This window comes from Gemmiger formicilis, from assembly GCF_024462815.1.
In the GTDB taxonomy this organism is placed as follows: Bacteria; Bacillota; Clostridia; order Oscillospirales; family Ruminococcaceae; genus Gemmiger.
Genome location: NZ_JANGCG010000025.1, coordinates 1 through 18,383, shown reverse-complemented (window position 1 = coordinate 18,383; position 18,383 = coordinate 1). Strand labels below are relative to the sequence as shown.

Sequence of the window (18,383 nt, the reverse complement as noted above, 5' to 3'; positions counted from 1 at the left end):
CAGGAAGGGAGGGCTGCGCATGGCCAAGGCTTTGATTGTTTCCGCCGGGAACAATGCCAACGAATATCTGGCGCGCCACATTGCGGAGCTGGGCTATACCCGCCCCACCATTGTCGCCAGCGGCGGTGAGGCGCGTCGCCGCATGGATACCAACGATTTTGAGGTCGTCATCATCAACACGCCCCTGCCCGATGAGTTCGGGCACGAGCTGGGCACCGACGCCGTGGAGAAAACCGATGCGGGTGTCATTCTGCTGGCCAAGACCGGCACCGCCGAGCAGATTGCCGACAAGCTGCAGGATTTTGGCGTGCTGGTGCTGGGCAAGCCGTTTACCGGCGCACAGTTCCGCCAAGCGGTGCAGATTGCCGCCAGCAGCTACCGGCGTCTGGCCGTGCTGCGCGCCGAGAACGCAAAGCTGCTGGATAAGCTGGCCCAGCTGCGCCTTGTGGACCGCGCCAAGTGTTATCTGATTGAGAAAAAGGGCATGACCGAGACCGATGCCCACCGCCTGATTGAAAAGAACGCCATGGACACCCGCCGCAGCCGCGGCGAGGTCGCGCAGGAGCTTTTGGAGGCAGAAGAGGATGAATAGCACCGCAAGCCTTTCCCCGGGGAAGGCTTGCGGGCGTAAAAAAGAGGACGCATTTGCGTCCTCTTTTTTACATATATCCATATTTCCGGCGCCCCCGCACAATAAACCCAGCCGTACACACCAGCGCCATGGCCTCGGCGGCAACGACCGCCAGCCAGATGCCATCCACACCGATAAGGAGCGGCAGGGTCAAAATCGACACGATCTGGAACAGCAGCGTGCGCAAAAAGCTGATGGCCGCCGACACCGCGCCGTTGTTCAGCGCCGTGAAGAACGCTGAGCCGAAAATGTTGAACCCGGACAGAATAAAGCTGATGGAGTACAGCTTCATGCCGTGTATCGTCAGCGCCAGCAGGCCCGCATCGTAGCCGACAAAGATTCTTGCCAGCGGCCCGGCCAGCAGCTCGCTTGAGACCAGCATGGCAACGCCCGCCACGGCGATAATGGTCAGGCTGCGGCGCAGCAGGTTTTTCAGCTCGTCCTTATTGCCCGCGCCAAAGTGGTAGCTGACGATGGGCGCACAGCCCTGCGCATAGCCGATGAACACCGCCGCGAACACAAAGCCCACATACATAAGGACGCCGTAGGCCGCTACGCCGTCCGCGCCAAACAGCTTGAGCAGCTGGATGTTGTACAGCGCGCTGACCAGCGACATCGAGATGTTCGTCATCAGCTCGCTCGCACCGTTTGTGCAGGCCTTGAACAACGCCCGCAGGCTGAACAGCGGCTTGGTGAAGCAGAGCCGGCAGCCGGGGCGGCGCTTGATAAAATAGAAGATCGGGGCCACGCCGCCGACCATCTGGCTGATGACCGTGGCCGATGCCGCGCCGACCAGCCCCAGCCCCGCCACACCTACAAGGACGAAGTCCAGCACCATATTGGTCGCACCCGCTGCCACCGTGAAGCAGAGGCCCAGCTTCGGCTTTTCGGCTGCAATAAAAAAGCTCTGGAACAGATACTGCAGCATGAACGCCGTCTGAAATGTCAGCAAAATACGGCCGTAGGTCAGGCAGCTGGGCAGCAGCTCCGGCGTTGCGCCCAGCCGCAGGGCCACAGGCTCCAACAGCGCAAGGCCGAAAACGCTGAACAGCACACCCAGCACGGCGGTTGCGACCACCAACATACTGAACAGCTGATTGGCGCGCTTTTCATCGCCGGTACCCAGCGTCATGGCAACAAGGGCGCTGCCGCCCGTGCCGATCATAAAGCCGAGGCAGCCCAGCATCTGAAGATACGGGTAGATGAGGTTCAGCGCCGTGAACGCCGTTTTGCCCGCGTAGTTCGAGACAAAAAAGCCATCCACGATGGTGTAGATGGAGGTAAAAATCATCATCACGATGGGCGATGCCGTAAATCGCAGCAGCCGCCCCGTGGTAAAATGGTCGGATAATTGAATTTGCTTGCTCATAGTTGCTCCTGTTTTTTGCCTTCCATTCGTTCAAATTCACGCCGCAGGCAGGCCATATGCTTTTGCCCCAGCGTATAATACAGCTCACAGTCTGCAAGGCTCATATCGGTGATGGCCCGCTGCTCGGCGACAATGACCGCGCCGACGGTGCGCTCCGCCAGAGCGCGGCCCGCCTCGGTCAGGGTGACCAGCTTGCCGCCGTGGGCGCCCTTTCCCGGGCAAAGCGCCACAAGGCCCTTTTTGGTCATAGCCGCCACGGCGGAATTGAGCGTCTGCTTGGGCAGCCCCCACTCCGCAGAAATACGGTTCTGGGTCTGGGGCTTCGGGTTTGTGTACAGTGCGTACAGCGTCCAGAACGCCGCGTCCGACAGCCCGCACTGCTGGGCTACCACATGGTACAGAGCGTTGCCCTCTGTAAACTGGCGGTTTATCTTATCCAGCAGGCCGCGTGCCTGCGGGCTTACCTCTTCCATTATCTTTCCTCCGCTTTCAAATCCGAAATCAGATTCTGATTATAGTCCGATTTCGGATTTATGTCAAGTGTCCTGCTTTGTGCGCGTTTTTGCACAGCTTTTGTCCGTCACCATCTTGCAAAGCCGCTGCCGGGCTTCTATAATAGAGGCAGATTATTTCCCCGAAAGAAGGAGGTTTTCATCATGTACCAAGCTGCGCAAAACCGCTATGAGGGCCTGCCCTACCGCCGCTGCGGGGCCAGCGGGCTGTTGCTGCCCGCCGTCTCTCTGGGGCTGTGGCACAATTTCGGCGATACCGCCCCCTACGAGAATATGCGTGCGCTCTGCCGCACCGCGTTCGACCACGGCATCACTCACTTTGATCTGGCCAACAACTACGGCCCGCAGCCCGGCGCCGCCGAGGAAAACTTTGGCAAAATCCTGCGGGACGATCTGGGCGTCTACCGCGACGAGCTGATCATCTCGACCAAGGCTGGTTATGAAATGTGGGCAGGCCCCTACGGCAACTGGGGCAGCCGCAAGTATCTGCTGGCCAGTCTGGATCAGAGCCTGCGCCGCATGGGGCTGGACTATGTGGACATTTTCTACCATCACCGTATGGACCCCAACACCCCGCTGGAGGAGACGATGGGCGCACTGGCGCAGGCCGTGCGCAGCGGCAAGGCGCTGTATGTGGGCCTGTCCAACTATGACGGCCCTACGCTGGAGAAGGCCACCGCGATTCTGGACGAGCTGAAGGTGCCGTTCGTCATCAACCAGAACCGCTACTCCATCTTTGACCGCACGATTGAGCGCAACGGCCTGAAGGATACAGCGGCGCGGCTGAACAGGGGCATTATCACCTTCAGCCCGCTGGCGCAGGGCCTGCTGACCGACCGGTATCTGCACGGCATCCCCGCCGACAGCCGCGTGCACACCGATGGCCGCTTCCTGAAGGAGAAGGACATCACGCCGGAGCGCATTGCCCAGATTCAGGCGCTGAACGAGCTTGCCGCCGCCCGCGGCCAGACGCTGGCCGAGATGGCGCTGGCCTGGCTGCTGAGCCACAAGGAAATCACCACCGTGTTGATTGGCGCGTCCCGCACCGAGCAGATTCTGGACAACATCAAGGCCGTCGAGAACACCCATTTCACCGCCGAGGAGCGCACCGCGATTGACAAAATCAGCCTGTAAGCATACTGTATAGTAAACCGCCGCCCGACGATAGGGCGTCGGTTTTGGGTTTGTAGGTATGTCGGTTTATGGGTAGTTCGTAGGGCGGGGTGACCCCACCCCGCCGCAGGTGCCCGGCCGTATCCCATTCCCGGTTCGCCGCTGCCCTCTTTTATTGTCCGCGTTCGCGGACGGAGGTCATCGGAACAACCGCTGTACGCGGTTGTTTTTTGTATCGGCGCTTTCCAGGGGCGCCGATACAAAAAAAATCCCCCATCGTTCGGAGCAGAGAACGATGAGGGCAAAACGCAATAAGCAGACCGCTAAAAAGGCGCAGAGCAAAACGCCAAAACGGAGGCGCAGTCTGTTATTGGCAGGAACCGCGCCGGAGAGGCAAACAGCCGGCGGGCTCGAGATTGGTTATGGTTAGTATCCGCTAACCACGGTTATACTTTACCATACCAAAGCGCTGATGTCAAGTGTTTTCCCAAAATAATTCCTACTATTTTTGTGGAATTTATTTTTTTGGCGCATCGGGGTAGTCTGCCACGTGCAGCAGCTCCTCTGCCGTGGCCACCTCCTCGGCCGTAGGCACGCGCACGCCGTCCAGCGGGTAAGGGATTCCCAGGTTCTGCCACTTGAACAGCCCCAGCGTGTGGTAGGGCAGCACCTCAACGCGACGCACCGTGGGCAGCGTTTTGATGAACGCATCCAGTGCCCACAGGCCGTCCGCGTCATCGGTCAGGCCGGGCACCAGCACGTGCCGAATCCAGAGGTTCACGCCCTTGGCTGCCACATACTGCGCCATAGCCAGAATGTTCTTGTTGGTGTGGCCGGTCAGTTTTTTGTGCTTCTCGTCATCTATTTCTTTCAAGTCCAGAATCACAAGGTCGGTATTTTCCAGCAGCTTGTCAAAGCGGGCCATCCACGCGGCGTCCTCAGGCGCAAAGGGCTGTGCGCTGGTGTCCAGCGCGGTCTGCACCTTTTTGGCACGTGCCAGCCGGAACACCTCGCTGACAAAATCCAGCTGGCGCAGCGGCTCGCCGCCGCTGATGGTCAGGCCTCCGTTGTTGCGCCAGTAGTTGCGGTAGCGGTAGGCAGCGTTGAACGCCTCCTGCGGGGTCTTGGCGTTTTCTTTGGTAAAGGCCCATGTCTCGGGGTTATGGCAATACTGGCAGCGCATAGCGCATCCCTGCAAAAAGATAATATACCGCACGCCGGGGCCATCGACAAGGCCGAAGGTCTCAACAGAATGGATATAGCCTAAGGTTTCGGACATAAAGTGTGCCTCCGTTTGGAAATGGATTCGGGTCCGGGCCGCTCGGCGGCCAGAGGACTGGCCGCCCTACGGGGCTGTACCGGATGTAGGGCGGGCAGTCCCCTGCCCGCCGGGGCAGCGGGGACGCCCCCTTGCAATAATAGTATACCACAAAAAAGCCCGCAGCCGCGGCTGCGGGCCCTATTGGGTTCAGAGCTTACAGAACCTTATGGCAGGTACGTGCGATAACGTCAAGCTGTTGCTCCTTGGTCAGGTCGATGAACTTGACCGCATAGCCGGAAACGCGGATGGTGAAGTTGGCGTACTCCTCCTTCTCGGGGTGCTCCATCGCGTCAATCAGCTTCTCGGTGCCGAAAACGTTGACGTTCAGGTGGTGGGCACCCTGATCGAAGTAGCCGTCCATGACCTGCACCAGATTGGTCACGCGCTCGCCCTCGCTGTGGCCCAGCGCATCGGGGTTGATGGTCTGGGTGTTGGAGATGCCGTCCAGCGCCCAGTGGTAGGGCAGCTTAGCAACGGAGTTGAGGGACGCCAGCAGACCGTGGGTCTCGGCACCGTAGCTCGGGTTACCGCCGGGAGCAAACGGAGTGTATGCCTTGCGGCCGTCGGGCATAGCGCCGGTGGCCTTGCCGTACACCACGTTGGAGGTGATGGTCAGGATGGAGGTGGTGGGCTCGGAGTTGCGGTAGGTGTGGCGGCGCTTGATCTTCTCGAGGAAGCTGCGCAGCAGCTCCACGGCGATATCATCGGCGCGGTCGTCATCGTTGCCGTACTTGGGGAAGTTGCCCTCGATCTCGTAATCGGTGACAAGGCCCTGCTCGTTGCGGATGCACTTGACCTTGGCATACTTGATGGCGGACAGAGAGTCGACCACATGGCTGAAGCCCGCAATGCCGGTCGCAAAGGTGCGGCGGACATCGGTGTCGATCAGGGCCATCTCGGCAGCCTCATAGTAGTATTTGTCGTGCATATACTGGATGAGGTTCAGGATGTTCACATAGAGCCCTGCCAGCCAGTCCATCATGACGTCATACTTGGCCATGACCTCGTTGTAGTCGAGGTACTCGGCCGTGATGGGGGCGTAGGCGGGGCCGACCTGCTCGCCCAGCTTCTCATCCACGCCGCCGTTGATGGCGTACAGCAGGCACTTGGCCAGGTTGGCGCGCGCGCCGAAGAACTGCATCTCCTTGCCGGTCTGGGTGGCGGAAACACAGCAGCAGATGGAGTAGTCATCGCCCCAGACAGGCTTCATGACATCGTCATTTTCGTACTGGACGCTGGACGTCTCAATCGAAATCTTGGAGGCGTAGTCCTTGAAGGTCTTGGGCAGGGCGGAGGAGTAGAGAACCGTCATGTTCGGCTCGGGGGCGGGACCCATATTCTCCAGCGTGTGCAGGAAGCGGAAATCGTTCTTGGTGACCATGGAACGGCCATCCATGCCGATGCCGCCGACCTCCAGCGTAGCCCAGACGGGGTCGCCGCTGAACAGCTGGTTGTAGCTGGGGATGCGGGCGAACTTGACCATGCGGAATTTCATGACCATATGGTCAATCAGCTCCTGAGCCTCGCTCTCGGTCAGGGTGCCGTTGTCAAGGTCGCGCTGGATGTAGATATCCAGGAAGGTGGACACGCGGCCAACGGACATAGCAGCGCCGTTCTGGGTCTTGATGGCGGCCAGATAGCCGAAGTAGAGCCACTGCACGGCCTCGCGGGCGTTGGCGGCGGGCTGGGAGATGTCAAAGCCGTAGGCGGCGGCCATCTCCTTCATGCCCTTCAGGGCGGAAATCTGCATAGCGATTTCCTCGCGCTGGCGCACTACTTCCTCGGTCATGGTGCCATCGCCGCAGTTGTTGAAGTCATTCTGCTTCTCACGGATCAGGAAGTCGATGCCGTACAGGGCCACGCGGCGGTAGTCGCCGACGATGCGGCCGCGGCCGTAGGTATCGGGCAGACCGGTGACGATATGGCTGTGGCGGGCCTTCTTCATCTCGGGGGTGTAGGCATCAAACACGGCCTGGTTATGGGTGCGGGTGTACTTGGTGAAAATCTCGTGCAGCTTCTCGCTGGGCTGGTAGCCGTAGGTGGTGCAGGCCTGCTCCGCCATCTTGATGCCGCCGTAGGGCATAAAGGCGCGCTTCAGGGGCTTATCGGTCTGCAGGCCGACAACCTTCTCCAAATCCTTCAGCTCGGGGGCAATGTAGCCGGGGCCGTAGGCGGTCAGGCCGGAGACAACCTCGGTCTCCATATCCAGCACGCCGCCCTTGGCGCGCTCTTCCTTCTGCAGCTTCTGCAGGGCGCCCCACAGCTTGTTGGTAGCGTCGGTCGGGCCGGCGAGGAAGCTCTCGTCGCCGTCATAGGGGGTGTAGTTCTTCTGGATAAAGTCACGCGTGTTGACTTCCTCTTTCCAGATGCGGCCTTCAAAGCCTTCCCACTGTTTGAAATCTGTCATTGTGCACCTCATTTAAAATTCAGTTAGCGAACCTGTCGGAACGCCGACGGGCTTATTATACAGGAAAATTCTCGCCCGCGCAACAACATTTTTTGCGGGCACGGATACTATACCAAAAAGATAGGGATTTGTATGTTGTCGGGGCAACAATTTCTTGGGGCAAAGTAGCAAATAAGAAATAAAAAATAATAAATATGGTGGAGTTTTCGCCCCGGCAGGGCGAAAATGAAAGGGCGTCGATAAACTGCCATACCATAAAATATAACGGTATTTTACGGTTACTCCGTAGGGGCTGGGTGATATTTCCGGAATATCGCGCGCAAACTCAACGCTTCACATTGAACGCCCCAAAGCCCGGGTACTGGGCGGCGGCACCCAGCTCCTCCTCAATGCGGAGCAGCTGGTTATACTTGGCAACGCGCTCGCTGCGGCTGGGAGCGCCGGTCTTGATCTGGCAGGTATTCAGCGCCACGGCCAGATCCGCAATCGTGGTATCCTCGGTCTCGCCGCTGCGGTGGGACGCAATGGCGGTGTACCCGGCCTTGTGGGCCATCTTGATGGCCTCCAGCGTCTCGGACACAGAGCCAATCTGGTTCAGCTTAATCAGGATGGAGTTGCCGCAGCCCAGGCTGATGCCCTTGGCCAGGCGCTCGGTGTTGGTGACGAACAAATCATCCCCCACCAGCTGCACCTTGCCGCCCAGCTCCTTGGTCATATGCTGCCAGCCTTCCCAGTCCTCCTCATCCAGACCGTCCTCGATGGAGTAGATGGGGTACTTCTCAACCAGCTGTTTCCAGTGCTCGACCAGCTCCTCGCTTGTAAAGACCTTGCCGCACTTGGGCAGCCTGTACTCGCCCTTCTTGCTGCCCTTCCACTCGCTGGAGGCCGCGTCCATCGCCAGCACAAAGTCCTTGCCGGGGACATACCCAGCCTTCTCGATGGCCTCCAGAATATACCGGATAGCCTCCTCGTCGCTGGCAAGGTCGGGCGCAAAGCCGCCCTCATCGCCGACAGAGGTAGCCAGCCCCTTGCTCTTGAGCAGCGCCTGCAGTGCGTGGAACACCTCGGTGCACCAGCGCAGGCCCTCCTTGAAGCTGGGCGCACCGGCGGGCATAATCATAAACTCCTGCACGTCCACGGTGTTGGCCGCGTGCGCGCCGCCGTTCAGAATGTTCATCATCGGCACAGGCAGCTTGTTGCCGGACACGCCGCCCAAAAAGCGGTACAGTGGAATATCCAGCGAGAGTGCCGCGGCGCGGGCCGCCGCAATGGAGACCGCCAGAATGGCGTTTGCGCCAAGGTTGGACTTGTCCTTGGTGCCGTCCGCCTGCAGCATGGCGGCGTCCACCGCGTAGATGTCGGAGGCATCCAGCCCGACCAGCGCCTCGTTGATGGTGGTGTTGATGTTCTCCACAGCCTTGCTGACGCCCTTGCCGCCAAAGCGGCTCTTGTCGCCGTCGCGCAGCTCCAGCGCCTCAAACTCACCGGTGGAGGCGCCGCTGGGGGCCGCGCCGCGGCCGATGGTGCCGTCCGCCAGCCAGACCTCGGCTTCGACAGTGGGGTTGCCGCGGGAGTCGATAATCTCGCGGCCGATGACCTTCTCAATTTCCAGATAGCTCATAGGTGCAAAGTCCTTTCTATTCAATACTTTTACCAGTATGCCCGAAAAGGGACAAAGCGATTCTTTTGGTTAGCTTTATCTAACCAAAAGTAAGATAGCATAGACTAACCGTTTTTGTCAAGACCTTACCTCCTATTTTCACGCTTCCCCTTGCCATCCGCCTCCATATCCTGTATAATAAATTTTATCTGTACTACTGGTTTTGACGTATAAGCGAGGTTTTCAAATGCTGACGAAATATCTGAGCGTTTTCTTCATTTCGATGGTTCCCATCATCGAGCTGCGCGGCGCGATCCCCATCGGCGTGGGGCTGGGCCTGCCGCTGTGGCAGGTGTACATCATTGCCATCATCGGCAATATGATTCCGGTCCCCTTCATCTTTTTCTTTGCCCGCAAGGTGCTGGAGTGGGGCGCGGATAAGCCGGTCATCGGCAAATTCTTCACCTTCTGCCTTGAAAAAGGACATAAGGGCGGCGAAAAGCTGAAGGCCAAGGCGGGCCGCGGCCTGCCCTGGGCACTGCTGCTGTTTGTCGGCATCCCCCTGCCGGGCACCGGCGCATGGACCGGCACGCTGGCCGCCAGCCTGCTGGATATGGATTTCAAGTCCAGTGTCCGCGCCTGCATGGGCGGTGTGCTGCTGGCCGGCTGCATCATGGGCGTGCTGAGCGTGCTGGGCGTCTCCGCCTTTGGCGCGGTGGTGGCATAAAATGCCAAAAAATTATCGTCCCGGCTTAGACGTCGTCCGTTTGGCGGCGTTGCTGCCGGTGCTGTGCTACCACTACTGCATCGAGGCGGCGCGCTTCGGCTTTGCCGTGCCGACCGCCTTCATCGGGCGCGGCATGGCCGACTGGGTGGAGCTGGGGCTGGCGTGGTTTTTCCTGCTGTCCGGCGCGGCGCTCTGCCTGCAGTGGCAGGGGCGGTTTGCACTGCGGCCGTATCTGGTGGGCCGCGCCGCCGCCACCTACCCGGCGTTCTGGCTGGGCTTTGGGGCGCTGTTCCTGTACGGCGAGGTTCTGCACGGCAATAATGCGGAGATTCCGCGCTGGCGTGTTGTATTTTCGCTGTTTGGTGTGGACGGCTACCTCTCCCCTGTGACTGTCACCTTCTACAAAATCGGCGAGTGGTTTTTGGGCGTTATCCTGATTTTATATCTGGTTTTTCCCCTGCTTTTGTGGTGCATGGAATCCACCGCCCGCCGCCGGGTGCTGGCCGTCTGTATGGCCGCGCTGGCGCTGCTCTGGCCGCTTGTCTGCCCCGCCCCGTGGGAGGCCGGGCACACTGTGCTGGGCCGCCTGCCTGCGTTTGCGTTGGGCGTCTGGTTTGGCACGCTGTTAAAAAAGGACCGCCTGCCGCCGAAATGCCTGCTTGCCGGGCTTGCCGTGTTCCCGCTTTTGTGGGTTCCCGCCGTGCCGCGCCTTGCGGTGCTGCTGGTGCTGGCCGCGGTGCTGTTCTGGGTTGTGTATCTGGCCGGGCAGCGCCTGCCCGCGGCGCTCTGCCCCGCCCTGCGGCGACTGGCAGGCTGGTGCTATGGCGTGTACCTGGTGCACCATGTTCTGCTGACGCTGGTGTATCTGCCCCTTGTCCAGCGGCTTGCCCTGCCGTTGGCAGCAATGTTCCCGGTGTATCTGGTCATCAGCTTTGTGCTGGCCGCGGCGCTTATGGCCATAAGCGCCCCCATCAGCAAAGTCATCAAAAAAATCGCATAAAAATTGCGCAGCCTTGCAAAAAAGGCTGCGCTGTTTTTATTCTGTGCGTAGGGCGGGGTGACCCCACCCCGCCGCAAGTTCCCGGTTTGCCACAGCAAGCGGTAACAGCCTTACTGTCTTGCCTGCAAGGCGGCCAGCAGCGGCGGAATCAGCTGCTTTTTGCGGCTGACCACGCCGGGCAGGCGGGCCATGCTGCCCTCCGGCTCCACGTGGAAGGCGTCCCGGACGATTTCCTCGGCGTTGTGGCCGTAGAACATCAGGTCGGTGCTCTGGGTTTTCATATCGGTGAACATATAGAAAATCAGCGGCAGGCCCTCGCGGCGGCTGGCCTCGGGCAGGAAGGGCTGCACCAACGCCTCGGCGGCGGCGCGGGATTTGTCGGTCATATAGGTGGACTGCCCCACGCCGAACCGCACATCGCCGCGGCTGAACGCCTTGAAGTCCGAGCTGAACACGTCCTCCGCCGTGCGGCCGGTCAGGTCAGCGCCGGCCTCAAACATCTGCTCGGCGTAGGAGGGGATGTCCTCGCCCGCCAGCTCGGCCAGCGCCTTGGCGGCGGCTTCATCCTGCGGGGTCGAGGTCGGCGAACGGAACACCAGCGTGTCGGACAGAATGGCCGACAGCAGCAAGCCCGCAATCTCGCGGCTGGGCGTCAGGCCCTGCTCCTCGTACATCTGGTACAGAATCGTTGCCGTGCAGCCCACCGGCACATTGCGGAAGTAGACCGGCCCGGTCGTTTCCAGATTGCCGATGCGGTGATGGTCGATGATTTCCAGAATGTCCGCTTCCTCCAGACCGTCCACGGCCTGGGTGCGCTCGTTGTGGTCCACCAGAATGACCTGCTTGCGGTGCAGGTTCAACAGGTTACGGCGGCTGACCACGCCGCAGTACTTGCCGTTCTCGTCCAGAATCGGGAAGTAGCGGTGGCGCACGTTGGCCATAACCTTCTTGGCGTCCTCAATCGGCGTATTGACGCTGAATTTCAGCAGCTCCTTGGTGCGCATAAAGTGGCGCACCGGCGCGGCGGTAGAGACAAGCCGCGCCGCGGCATAGGTATCGTAGGGGGTTGCCAACACCGCGCAGCCCTTCTCCTGCGCGCGGGCAATGATGGTGCGCGGCACCGCAGAGCCGCAGCAGACAACGATGGCCTGCGCGCCGCAGTCGATGGCGCACATCTGGGTTTCGTACCGGTTGGAGACCAGCACCAGATCGCCTGGGCGGACCAGCTCCTCCATAATTTCGGGGCTGGAGCCGATGCAGATGCGGCCGCTGTCAATGCGGGCATCGGCATCGCCCACCACCAGCTCGGCTTCCAGCGTTTCCAGCAGGTTGCGGCAGCGGGTGTTGGCGGCGGCCAGCACGGCAGTATCAAACAAATCCATATTGGCGTCGGCAATATCCTTGATGGTGATAAGCCCCTGCAGCTCATTATCCTTGCCCACAATGCAGAGCGTGTCAATCTCCACATCACGCATCAGGTTCCACGCGGCACGCACGCTCATCTCGCCGTCAATGCCCGGCTGCTTGCGGATGTCAATGTCCTTGATCTGGGGGCTCACATCGGTGCAGAGCCGCGGCGGCTCCACGCCGAAATGCTGCAGCACAAACCGCGTCTCTCGGTTCACGTGCCCGGCGCGGCGGGCCTCATACATTCCTTCCAGACTGCCGCGGTTTTTCAGCCACGCGTAGGCCAGCGCCGAACAGATAGAGTCGGTGTCCGGGTTCTGGTGGCCGATGATATTGATGTGGCGCATCGCTTTTGTTGCCATATAAAATAAAACCTCTCTCACGGCAACACCGCATAATTCTAAGTGGCGGTGCGGTATTGCCTCAACTTTACCCAACAAATTGCCTATAATACTATTCTATTATAGCACACATTTTTCTGTTTTGCGATTCTTGACAAATAGCACATTATAGCGTATGATAAATTAGTATGTGGATATTGGGGCTTTGCCCTTACAAATATCAGTCTATCGGCATTTTTAATTTGAGAGGGAACGTATATGATTCAGGAAAATCTCCGCAACGTTGCAATCATTGCGCACGTCGACCACGGCAAGACCACTCTGGTCGACCAGATGCTGAAGCAGTCCGGCGCTTTCCGTGCCAACCAGCAGGTGGCCGAGCGCGTCATGGACTCCGGCGACATCGAGCGTGAGCGCGGCATCACAATTCTGGCCAAGAACTGCTCCTGTGAGTACAAGGGCGTTAAAATCAACATCGTTGACACCCCGGGCCACGCCGACTTCGGCGGCGAGGTCGAGCGCGTGCTGAAGATGGTCAACGGCGTTCTGCTGCTGGTTGACGCGGCCGAGGGCTGTATGCCCCAGACCCGCTTCGTCCTGCAGAAGGCCCTGCAGCAGAACCTGTCTCTGGTCATTGCTGTCAACAAGATTGACCGCCCGGACGCCCGCATTGCCGAGGTCATCGACGAGATTCTGGAGCTGCTCATGGATTTGGGCGCTACCGACGAGCAGCTGGACAGCCCGATGGTGTTCTGCTCCGGCCGTAACGGCACGGCCAGCTATGACTGGACCGACCCCTCCTCCGGCAAGGACCTGATGCCCCTGTTCGATACCATCCTGAAGTATGTCCAGCCGCCGGAGGGCGAGCCTGACGAGCCGCTGCAGATGCTGGTTTCCAGCGTTGACTACAACGATTTCGTCGGCCGCATGGGTGTTGGCCGCGTGCAGAACGGCGTCATCAAGGTCGGCAGCCCCATTCAGGTCTGCGACTGGCACAACCCCGATGTGCATATGACCGGCCGCATCACCAAGCTGTTTGACTTCAAGGCCAACGGCCGTGAGCCCATCGAGAGCGCACAGGCTGGTGACATTATCGCCTTTGCAGGTCTGCCCGACATCTCCATCGGCAACACCATCTGCGACCCCAGCAAGGTGCAGCCCCTGCCCTTTGTCAAGATCAACGACCCCACGGTCGAGATGACCTTCTCGGTCAACGATTCCCCGTTTGCCGGCAAGGAGGGCAAGTACGTCACCTCCCGCCAGATTCGTGACCGCCTGATGCGCGAGCTGCTGAAGGACGTTGCCCTGAAGGTGGAGGATTCCGCCACCAACGATTCCTTCCGCGTCATGGGCCGCGGCGAAATGCACCTGTCCATCCTGATTGAGACGATGCGCCGCGAAGGCTATGAGCTGCAGGTCAGCCCCCCGCACGTTCTGACCCACGAGGAGAACGGCAAGGTCATGGAGCCTATGGAGCGCGTTGTCATCGACGTGCCCGAAATCTATCAGGGCAACGTTATGACGGCTCTGGGTGCCCGCAAGGCCATCCTGATGAATATGCAGATGATGAACAGCCGTTCCCGCATTGAGTTCCGTATGCCCAGCCGCGGCCTGTTCGGCTATCGCAGCCAGTTCCTGACCGACACCCACGGTGAAGGCATCATGAACACGATTTTCGACGGCTACGAGGAGTGGTGCGGCGATATCCAGACCCGTTCCACCGGCTCCCTCATCAGCTTTGACACCGGCGACGCTGTGACCTACGGTCTGTTCAACGCCCAGCAGCGCGGCACCCTGCTTGTCAACGCAGGCGAGAAAGTCTACGCGGGCGAGGTCGTCGGCTATACCCCGACCGGCGAGGACATCACCGTCAACGTCTGCAAGACCAAGCACCTGACCAACACCCGTGCTTCCGGCAGTGATGACGCCCTGCGTCTAGTGCCCATCAGCAAGTTCAGCCTGGAGGGCTGCCTGGAATTCCTGGCCCCCGACGAGCTGCTGGAGGTCACCCCCGAGAACCTGCGTATCCGCAAGCGCATCCTCGACCATGACCTGCGCATGAAGGCCGCCAGCAAGAAGAATAAGTAAGATTGTGTATACTGGAAGCCGACCCTTTTATGGAGGGTCGGCTTCCTTTTTTGTATAGCTACTCCGTATACACTGCCCTTCACCGGGCAACCGCTCCGGTTCACCCACTCTGTAGGGAGGGGTCTTGACCCCTCCGCATTTCCCGCCTGCATCCTCGCCCGGGTGACCACTCTCCCCTCGCCCATATTGTTCGCCGTACAAATACGCTTGACTTTACATAAAAATCATTGTATAGTTAATAAGTCCCCCGCATTGCGGCGGGGTGCGGAAAGTTATGAAAAGTACGGATGTAAAAACAGGGGGCAATCATGGCAGAATTTACAACTTTCATCGAGCAGTTCAGCGATATACTGTGGAATTCACTTCTGCTGTTCCTGCTGGTTGGCACGGGCATTTACTTTACCGTGCGGCTGCGGGGCGTGCAGATACGCCGCTTTGGCGAGGGCGTGCACCGGGTGTTCGGCGGCTTTACCCTGCGCGGCAAAAAAGCGGACGCCGACGGAATGAGCAGCTTTCAGGCGCTGACCACGGCCATTGCGGCACAGGTCGGCACCGGCAACATCACCGGCTGCGCCACGGCGCTGGTCAGCGGCGGCCCGGGCGCGCTATTCTGGACGTGGGTGTCGGCGTTTTTCGGCATGGCCACCATCTACGCCGAGGCCGTGCTGGCGCAGCACTACAAAACCACGGTGAACGGTCAGGTCACCGGCGGGCCCGCGTTCTACATCCGCGCCGCGTTCAAGGGCCGGGTCGGCAAGGTTCTGGCCACCGTGTTTTCGGTGCTCATCATTCTGGCGCTGGGCTTTATGGGCAATATGGTGCAGTCCAACTCCATCGGCGATGCGTTTTCCAACGCCTTCGGCATGAACCAGCTGGTGGTTGGACTGATTATCGCGGCCATTGCGGCCTTCATCTTTCTGGGCGGCGTGCAGAGAATCGCCGCCGTCACCGAAAAAGTTGTGCCCATTATGGCGGCGTTTTACATCGTGGGCTGCGTTATCATTCTGGCGCTCAACTTCAAGGCACTGCCCAACGCGCTGGCGCAGATTTTTGTGCTGGCGTTCCAGCCGCAGGCAATGGCCGGCGGCTTGGCCGGTGTGACGGTGCAGCAGGCCATGCGCTTTGGCGTGGCACGCGGGCTCTTCTCCAACGAGGCCGGTTTGGGCTCCACGCCCCACGCCCACGCACTGGCCAAGGTCAAGCGCCCGCAGGACCAGGGCGCGGTGGCCATTCTGGGCGTCTTTATCGACACCTTTGTGGTGCTGACGCTGACCGGCCTTGTGCTGATTGTCTCGGGGCTCATCCCGCAGGGGCTGACCGGCACCGCGCTGACGCAGGCCGCCTTCAGTCAGGCGTTCGGCGCTTTCGGTCCGGTTTTTATTGCCGTGTGTATGTTCTTTTTCGCGTTTTCAACGATTATCGGCTGGTATTTCTTCGGCCAGTCGAACTTCAAGGCGCTCTTTGGTGAGAAGCTGCTGCCGCTCTACAGCGTCATTGTGGTTGTGTTTATTCTGGTCGGTTCCACGCTAAAGGTTGACCTTGTCTGGGCGCTGGCCGACCTGTTCAACGGCCTGATGGCCATCCCGAACCTGTTGGCCCTGCTGGCCCTCTCCGGCGTGGTGGTAGCCATTGACAGGAAATAATGTGGGTAACGGTGCTTACCCGGGTGAGGTGGTTTTTTCCCGCCCTACGGATGAACTCAAAAACAACAATCCGCCGTTTATCATCCGCCGCGCCTAACGCACTATTACCGGGTAACCACCCAAACGTCAAAAAAGCTCTGTCCGCATTGCTGCAGACAGAGCTTTTTATTGCTATTTCGGCCTTTAACCAATCACTTTGCCGTGGCGGATGACCTTCAGGATGTCCAGCTTGTCATTGACAAGCACCACATTGCCGATGCGGCCGGCGTCCAGGCTGCCGTAGTCGGCGTCAATACCAATGCTGCGGGCCGGATTCAGCGTGGCGGCACGGACGGCGCTCTCCAGCGGCACGCCCATATCCAGCACAGCGCGCTTCATGCAGTCAAACAGGCAGGTTGCGCTGCCCGCAATCGTGCCGGGCTGCTCGGTCAGGGTGGCGCGGGGGCCGCGCACCGTGACGGCCTGACCGCCCAGACTGTACTGGCCATCGGGCAGGCCGCAGGCCATCATGCTGTCGGCAATCAGAATCACATGGTCGGCACCGAACGTGTTGAAGGTGAACCGCACCATGGCGGGGTGGATGTGTACATTGTCGGTGATCAGCTCGACCTCGGCACCCTCCTCCAGCGCGGCAATGATGGGGCCCGGCTCACGGTGGGTGATGCCCGGCATGGCGTTGTACAGGTGGGTCATATGGCTGGCACCCGCGGCAAACGCGGCCTTGGCCGTGTCATAGTCGGTGCAGGTGTGCGCAATCGAAATCCGCACTTCATCATGACATTCCTTGATAAAATCCAGATTGCCCGGCTCCTCGGGGGCCACGTCCACCAGCTTGATCAGCCCGCCGCTGCGCGCCTGCAGGCGGCGGAACATACCCGCATCCGCTGCCATAACGTACTTCGGGTTCTGTGCACCGACCTTGCGGGGGCTGATGTAGGGGCCTTCCATATTGATACCGACCAAATCTGCGCCGCGCTCATTCTTGTGGGCGGCGGCCACATCCATGATGCCGTTCAGGATTTCCTCGCTGAAGGTCATCGTGGCGGGGCAGATGGCCAGCACACCCTTGCTGGCCTCAAAGTCGGCAATGGCCTGCAGGCCGGCCTCATCGGCGTCACAGAAATCATGGCCGACCGCGCCGTGGAAGTGGATATCCACCAGACCCGGCAGCGCGTAGGCACCGCCCGCGTCAATGACCTCCTCGCCCTCCTGCGCGGCTGCGCCAAAGACGATGCGGCCGTCACGGATGATAAGATCTTTCTCTACAAAGCGGCAACCGTCGCTGTAAACTTTTGCGTTTTTGAGTATCATTGCAGTGTTCCTCCGCAAATCAAATCTCGCTCAGGGCTTCCTCATCACCGACCAGAATGAAGTCGGGGTGCATCTGCAGGATGCTGGCGGGAACCTCCGGCGTGACCGGGCCAAAGAACGCCTTCTTGACGATGTCTGCCTTGCCCTTGCCGTTGGCAACCATCAGGACCTTGCGGGCCTGCATAATGGTCTTGATGCCCATGGTGTAGGCCTGCTTGGGAACGAGGTCCGCGTTGCCGTCAAAGAAGCGCTTGTTGGCCTCGATGGTCTCGGGCTTCAAGTCCACGCAGTGGGTGCCCAGCTCAAAGGCCTCGTTCGGCTCGTTGAAGCCGATGTGGCCATCGTTGCCGATGCCCAGCAGCTGCAAATCCACGCCGCCCACACTGTGGATAACGGCATCATAGCGGGCGCACTCGGCCGCAGCGTCGAGGTTCGTGCCATCGGGCAGGTTGATGGCCTCGGGGCGGATGTTCACATGGTCAAACAGGTTGCGGTGCATGAAGCTCCAATAGCTCTCGGGGTGCTCCTTCGGCAGGCCGCGGTACTCGTCCAGATTGACGGTGGTGACCTCCGAGAAGTCGATATCGCCCTTGTTGTACCACTCAACCAGCTGCTTGTAGGTACCCACGGGTGTGCCGCCGGTGGCCAGACCCAGCACGCAGTTGGGCTTCATAATGACCTGCGCCGAGATAATGTTCGCGGCCTTGCGGGACATATCGTAGTAGTCTTTTGCACGGATGATTTTCATGGGAAAATACCTCCTGATATTTCGGAGCGGGTGCGCTCCATTATTCCTATTTGCATTATACCACGCTGCGCCATGGTATACCATGACCTAAATTTGAATTTTATACCAAAATTTCGTTTCCAAACAAAAGGCCGTGGGGGGGGGGGGGGCCCCCCCCCCCCGGCG

At 59.9% G+C, this 18,383-nt stretch carries 14 protein-coding genes; 6 read left to right on the top strand and 8 right to left on the bottom strand.

The window, feature by feature from the left end:
* The first annotated feature begins 19 nt into the window (after positions 1–19).
* Complete coding sequence (locus NE623_RS13605; protein ID WP_256272898.1) at positions 20–592, top strand: ANTAR domain-containing response regulator; 573 nt, start codon at positions 20–22, stop codon at positions 590–592.
* 67 nt (positions 593–659) lie between these two features.
* Here NE623_RS13605 and NE623_RS13600 read toward each other — a convergent pair whose 3' ends face one another.
* Entirely contained in the window at positions 660–2,000 is a 1,341-nt protein-coding gene (locus tag NE623_RS13600; protein WP_256272899.1) for an MATE family efflux transporter, read from the bottom strand.
* The gene (locus NE623_RS13595; RefSeq protein WP_256272900.1) at positions 1,997–2,473 is read right to left on the bottom strand and encodes a MarR family winged helix-turn-helix transcriptional regulator; all 477 of its coding nucleotides are present in this window, start codon (positions 2,471–2,473) and stop codon (positions 1,997–1,999) included. The genes NE623_RS13600 and NE623_RS13595 overlap by 4 nt, the downstream gene beginning before the upstream one ends.
* A gap of 183 nt (positions 2,474–2,656) precedes the next feature.
* Here NE623_RS13595 and NE623_RS13590 point away from each other — a divergent pair, with 183 nt between their 5' ends.
* Positions 2,657–3,646 (top strand): aldo/keto reductase, encoded by a 990-nt coding sequence (locus NE623_RS13590; RefSeq protein ID WP_305146156.1) that lies wholly within the window; start codon positions 2,657–2,659, stop codon positions 3,644–3,646.
* A 496-nt stretch (positions 3,647–4,142) separates the two neighbouring features.
* On the opposite strand, the gene pflA is transcribed toward NE623_RS13590, so the two are convergent.
* The 3 genes from pflA to eno form a co-directional block, all read right to left on the bottom strand.
* Entirely contained in the window at positions 4,143–4,904 is a 762-nt protein-coding gene (gene pflA / locus NE623_RS13585) for a pyruvate formate-lyase-activating protein (protein ID WP_256272901.1), read from the bottom strand.
* Between the two features lie 196 nt (positions 4,905–5,100).
* Positions 5,101–7,353, bottom strand: coding sequence for a formate C-acetyltransferase (pflB, locus tag NE623_RS13580; protein WP_256272902.1), 2,253 nt, complete (start codon positions 7,351–7,353; stop codon positions 5,101–5,103).
* A 325-nt stretch (positions 7,354–7,678) separates the two neighbouring features.
* A complete protein-coding gene (gene eno, locus NE623_RS13575; protein WP_256272903.1) occupies positions 7,679–8,974 on the bottom strand; it encodes a phosphopyruvate hydratase in 1,296 nt (431 codons plus the stop codon).
* 226 nt (positions 8,975–9,200) lie between these two features.
* On the opposite strand from eno, the gene NE623_RS13570 reads away from it, so the two are divergent.
* Together NE623_RS13570 and NE623_RS13565 are read left to right on the top strand one after the other, a co-directional pair.
* Complete coding sequence (locus NE623_RS13570; RefSeq protein WP_256272904.1) at positions 9,201–9,680, top strand: COG2426 family protein; 480 nt, start codon at positions 9,201–9,203, stop codon at positions 9,678–9,680.
* A 1-nt stretch (position 9,681) separates the two neighbouring features.
* Positions 9,682–10,680 carry an acyltransferase family protein gene (locus tag NE623_RS13565; RefSeq protein ID WP_256272905.1) on the top strand — a complete coding sequence of 333 codons (999 nt, stop codon included), beginning with the start codon at positions 9,682–9,684 and terminating at the stop codon, positions 10,678–10,680.
* Between the two features lie 110 nt (positions 10,681–10,790).
* Here the strand turns inward: NE623_RS13565 and NE623_RS13560 are convergent, their stop codons facing one another.
* Positions 10,791–12,449: a putative manganese-dependent inorganic diphosphatase gene (locus tag NE623_RS13560; protein WP_256272906.1), complete on the bottom strand. Its 1,659-nt coding sequence runs from the start codon at positions 12,447–12,449 to the stop codon at positions 10,791–10,793.
* Between the two features lie 237 nt (positions 12,450–12,686).
* Between NE623_RS13560 and typA the strand changes: the two genes are divergently transcribed.
* A complete protein-coding gene (typA, locus tag NE623_RS13555; protein ID WP_256272907.1) occupies positions 12,687–14,516 on the top strand; it encodes a translational GTPase TypA in 1,830 nt (609 codons plus the stop codon).
* A gap of 308 nt (positions 14,517–14,824) precedes the next feature.
* Entirely contained in the window at positions 14,825–16,159 is a 1,335-nt protein-coding gene (locus tag NE623_RS13550) for an alanine/glycine:cation symporter family protein (protein ID WP_256272908.1), read from the top strand.
* 183 nt (positions 16,160–16,342) lie between these two features.
* Here NE623_RS13550 and nagA read toward each other — a convergent pair whose 3' ends face one another.
* On the bottom strand, positions 16,343–17,470 hold the full coding sequence (gene nagA, locus NE623_RS13545; RefSeq protein ID WP_256272909.1) for an N-acetylglucosamine-6-phosphate deacetylase: 1,128 nt from the start codon (positions 17,468–17,470) through the stop codon (positions 16,343–16,345).
* Positions 17,471–17,489: 19 nt separating this feature from the next.
* Entirely contained in the window at positions 17,490–18,218 is a 729-nt protein-coding gene (gene nagB, locus NE623_RS13540; protein ID WP_256272911.1) for a glucosamine-6-phosphate deaminase, read from the bottom strand.
* Positions 18,219–18,383: the final 165 nt, after the last annotated feature.

What these genes read in the sequence shown, in the direction of transcription:
- NE623_RS13605 (WP_256272898.1), top strand. Translation starts at nt 20, where the DNA reads ATGGCCAAGGCTTTGATTGTTTCCGCCGGGAACAATGCCAACGAATAT.
- NE623_RS13600 (WP_256272899.1), bottom strand. Translation starts at nt 2,000, where the DNA reads ATGAGCAAGCAAATTCAATTATCCGACCATTTTACCACGGGGCGGCTG.
- NE623_RS13595 (WP_256272900.1), bottom strand. Translation starts at nt 2,473, where the DNA reads ATGGAAGAGGTAAGCCCGCAGGCACGCGGCCTGCTGGATAAGATAAAC.
- NE623_RS13590 (WP_305146156.1), top strand. Translation starts at nt 2,657, where the DNA reads ATGTACCAAGCTGCGCAAAACCGCTATGAGGGCCTGCCCTACCGCCGC.
- pflA (WP_256272901.1), bottom strand. Translation starts at nt 4,904, where the DNA reads ATGTCCGAAACCTTAGGCTATATCCATTCTGTTGAGACCTTCGGCCTT.
- pflB (WP_256272902.1), bottom strand. Translation starts at nt 7,353, where the DNA reads ATGACAGATTTCAAACAGTGGGAAGGCTTTGAAGGCCGCATCTGGAAA.
- eno (WP_256272903.1), bottom strand. Translation starts at nt 8,974, where the DNA reads ATGAGCTATCTGGAAATTGAGAAGGTCATCGGCCGCGAGATTATCGAC.
- NE623_RS13570 (WP_256272904.1), top strand. Translation starts at nt 9,201, where the DNA reads ATGCTGACGAAATATCTGAGCGTTTTCTTCATTTCGATGGTTCCCATC.
- NE623_RS13565 (WP_256272905.1), top strand. Translation starts at nt 9,682, where the DNA reads ATGCCAAAAAATTATCGTCCCGGCTTAGACGTCGTCCGTTTGGCGGCG.
- NE623_RS13560 (WP_256272906.1), bottom strand. Translation starts at nt 12,449, where the DNA reads ATGGCAACAAAAGCGATGCGCCACATCAATATCATCGGCCACCAGAAC.
- typA (WP_256272907.1), top strand. Translation starts at nt 12,687, where the DNA reads ATGATTCAGGAAAATCTCCGCAACGTTGCAATCATTGCGCACGTCGAC.
- NE623_RS13550 (WP_256272908.1), top strand. Translation starts at nt 14,825, where the DNA reads ATGGCAGAATTTACAACTTTCATCGAGCAGTTCAGCGATATACTGTGG.
- nagA (WP_256272909.1), bottom strand. Translation starts at nt 17,470, where the DNA reads ATGATACTCAAAAACGCAAAAGTTTACAGCGACGGTTGCCGCTTTGTA.
- nagB (WP_256272911.1), bottom strand. Translation starts at nt 18,218, where the DNA reads ATGAAAATCATCCGTGCAAAAGACTACTACGATATGTCCCGCAAGGCC.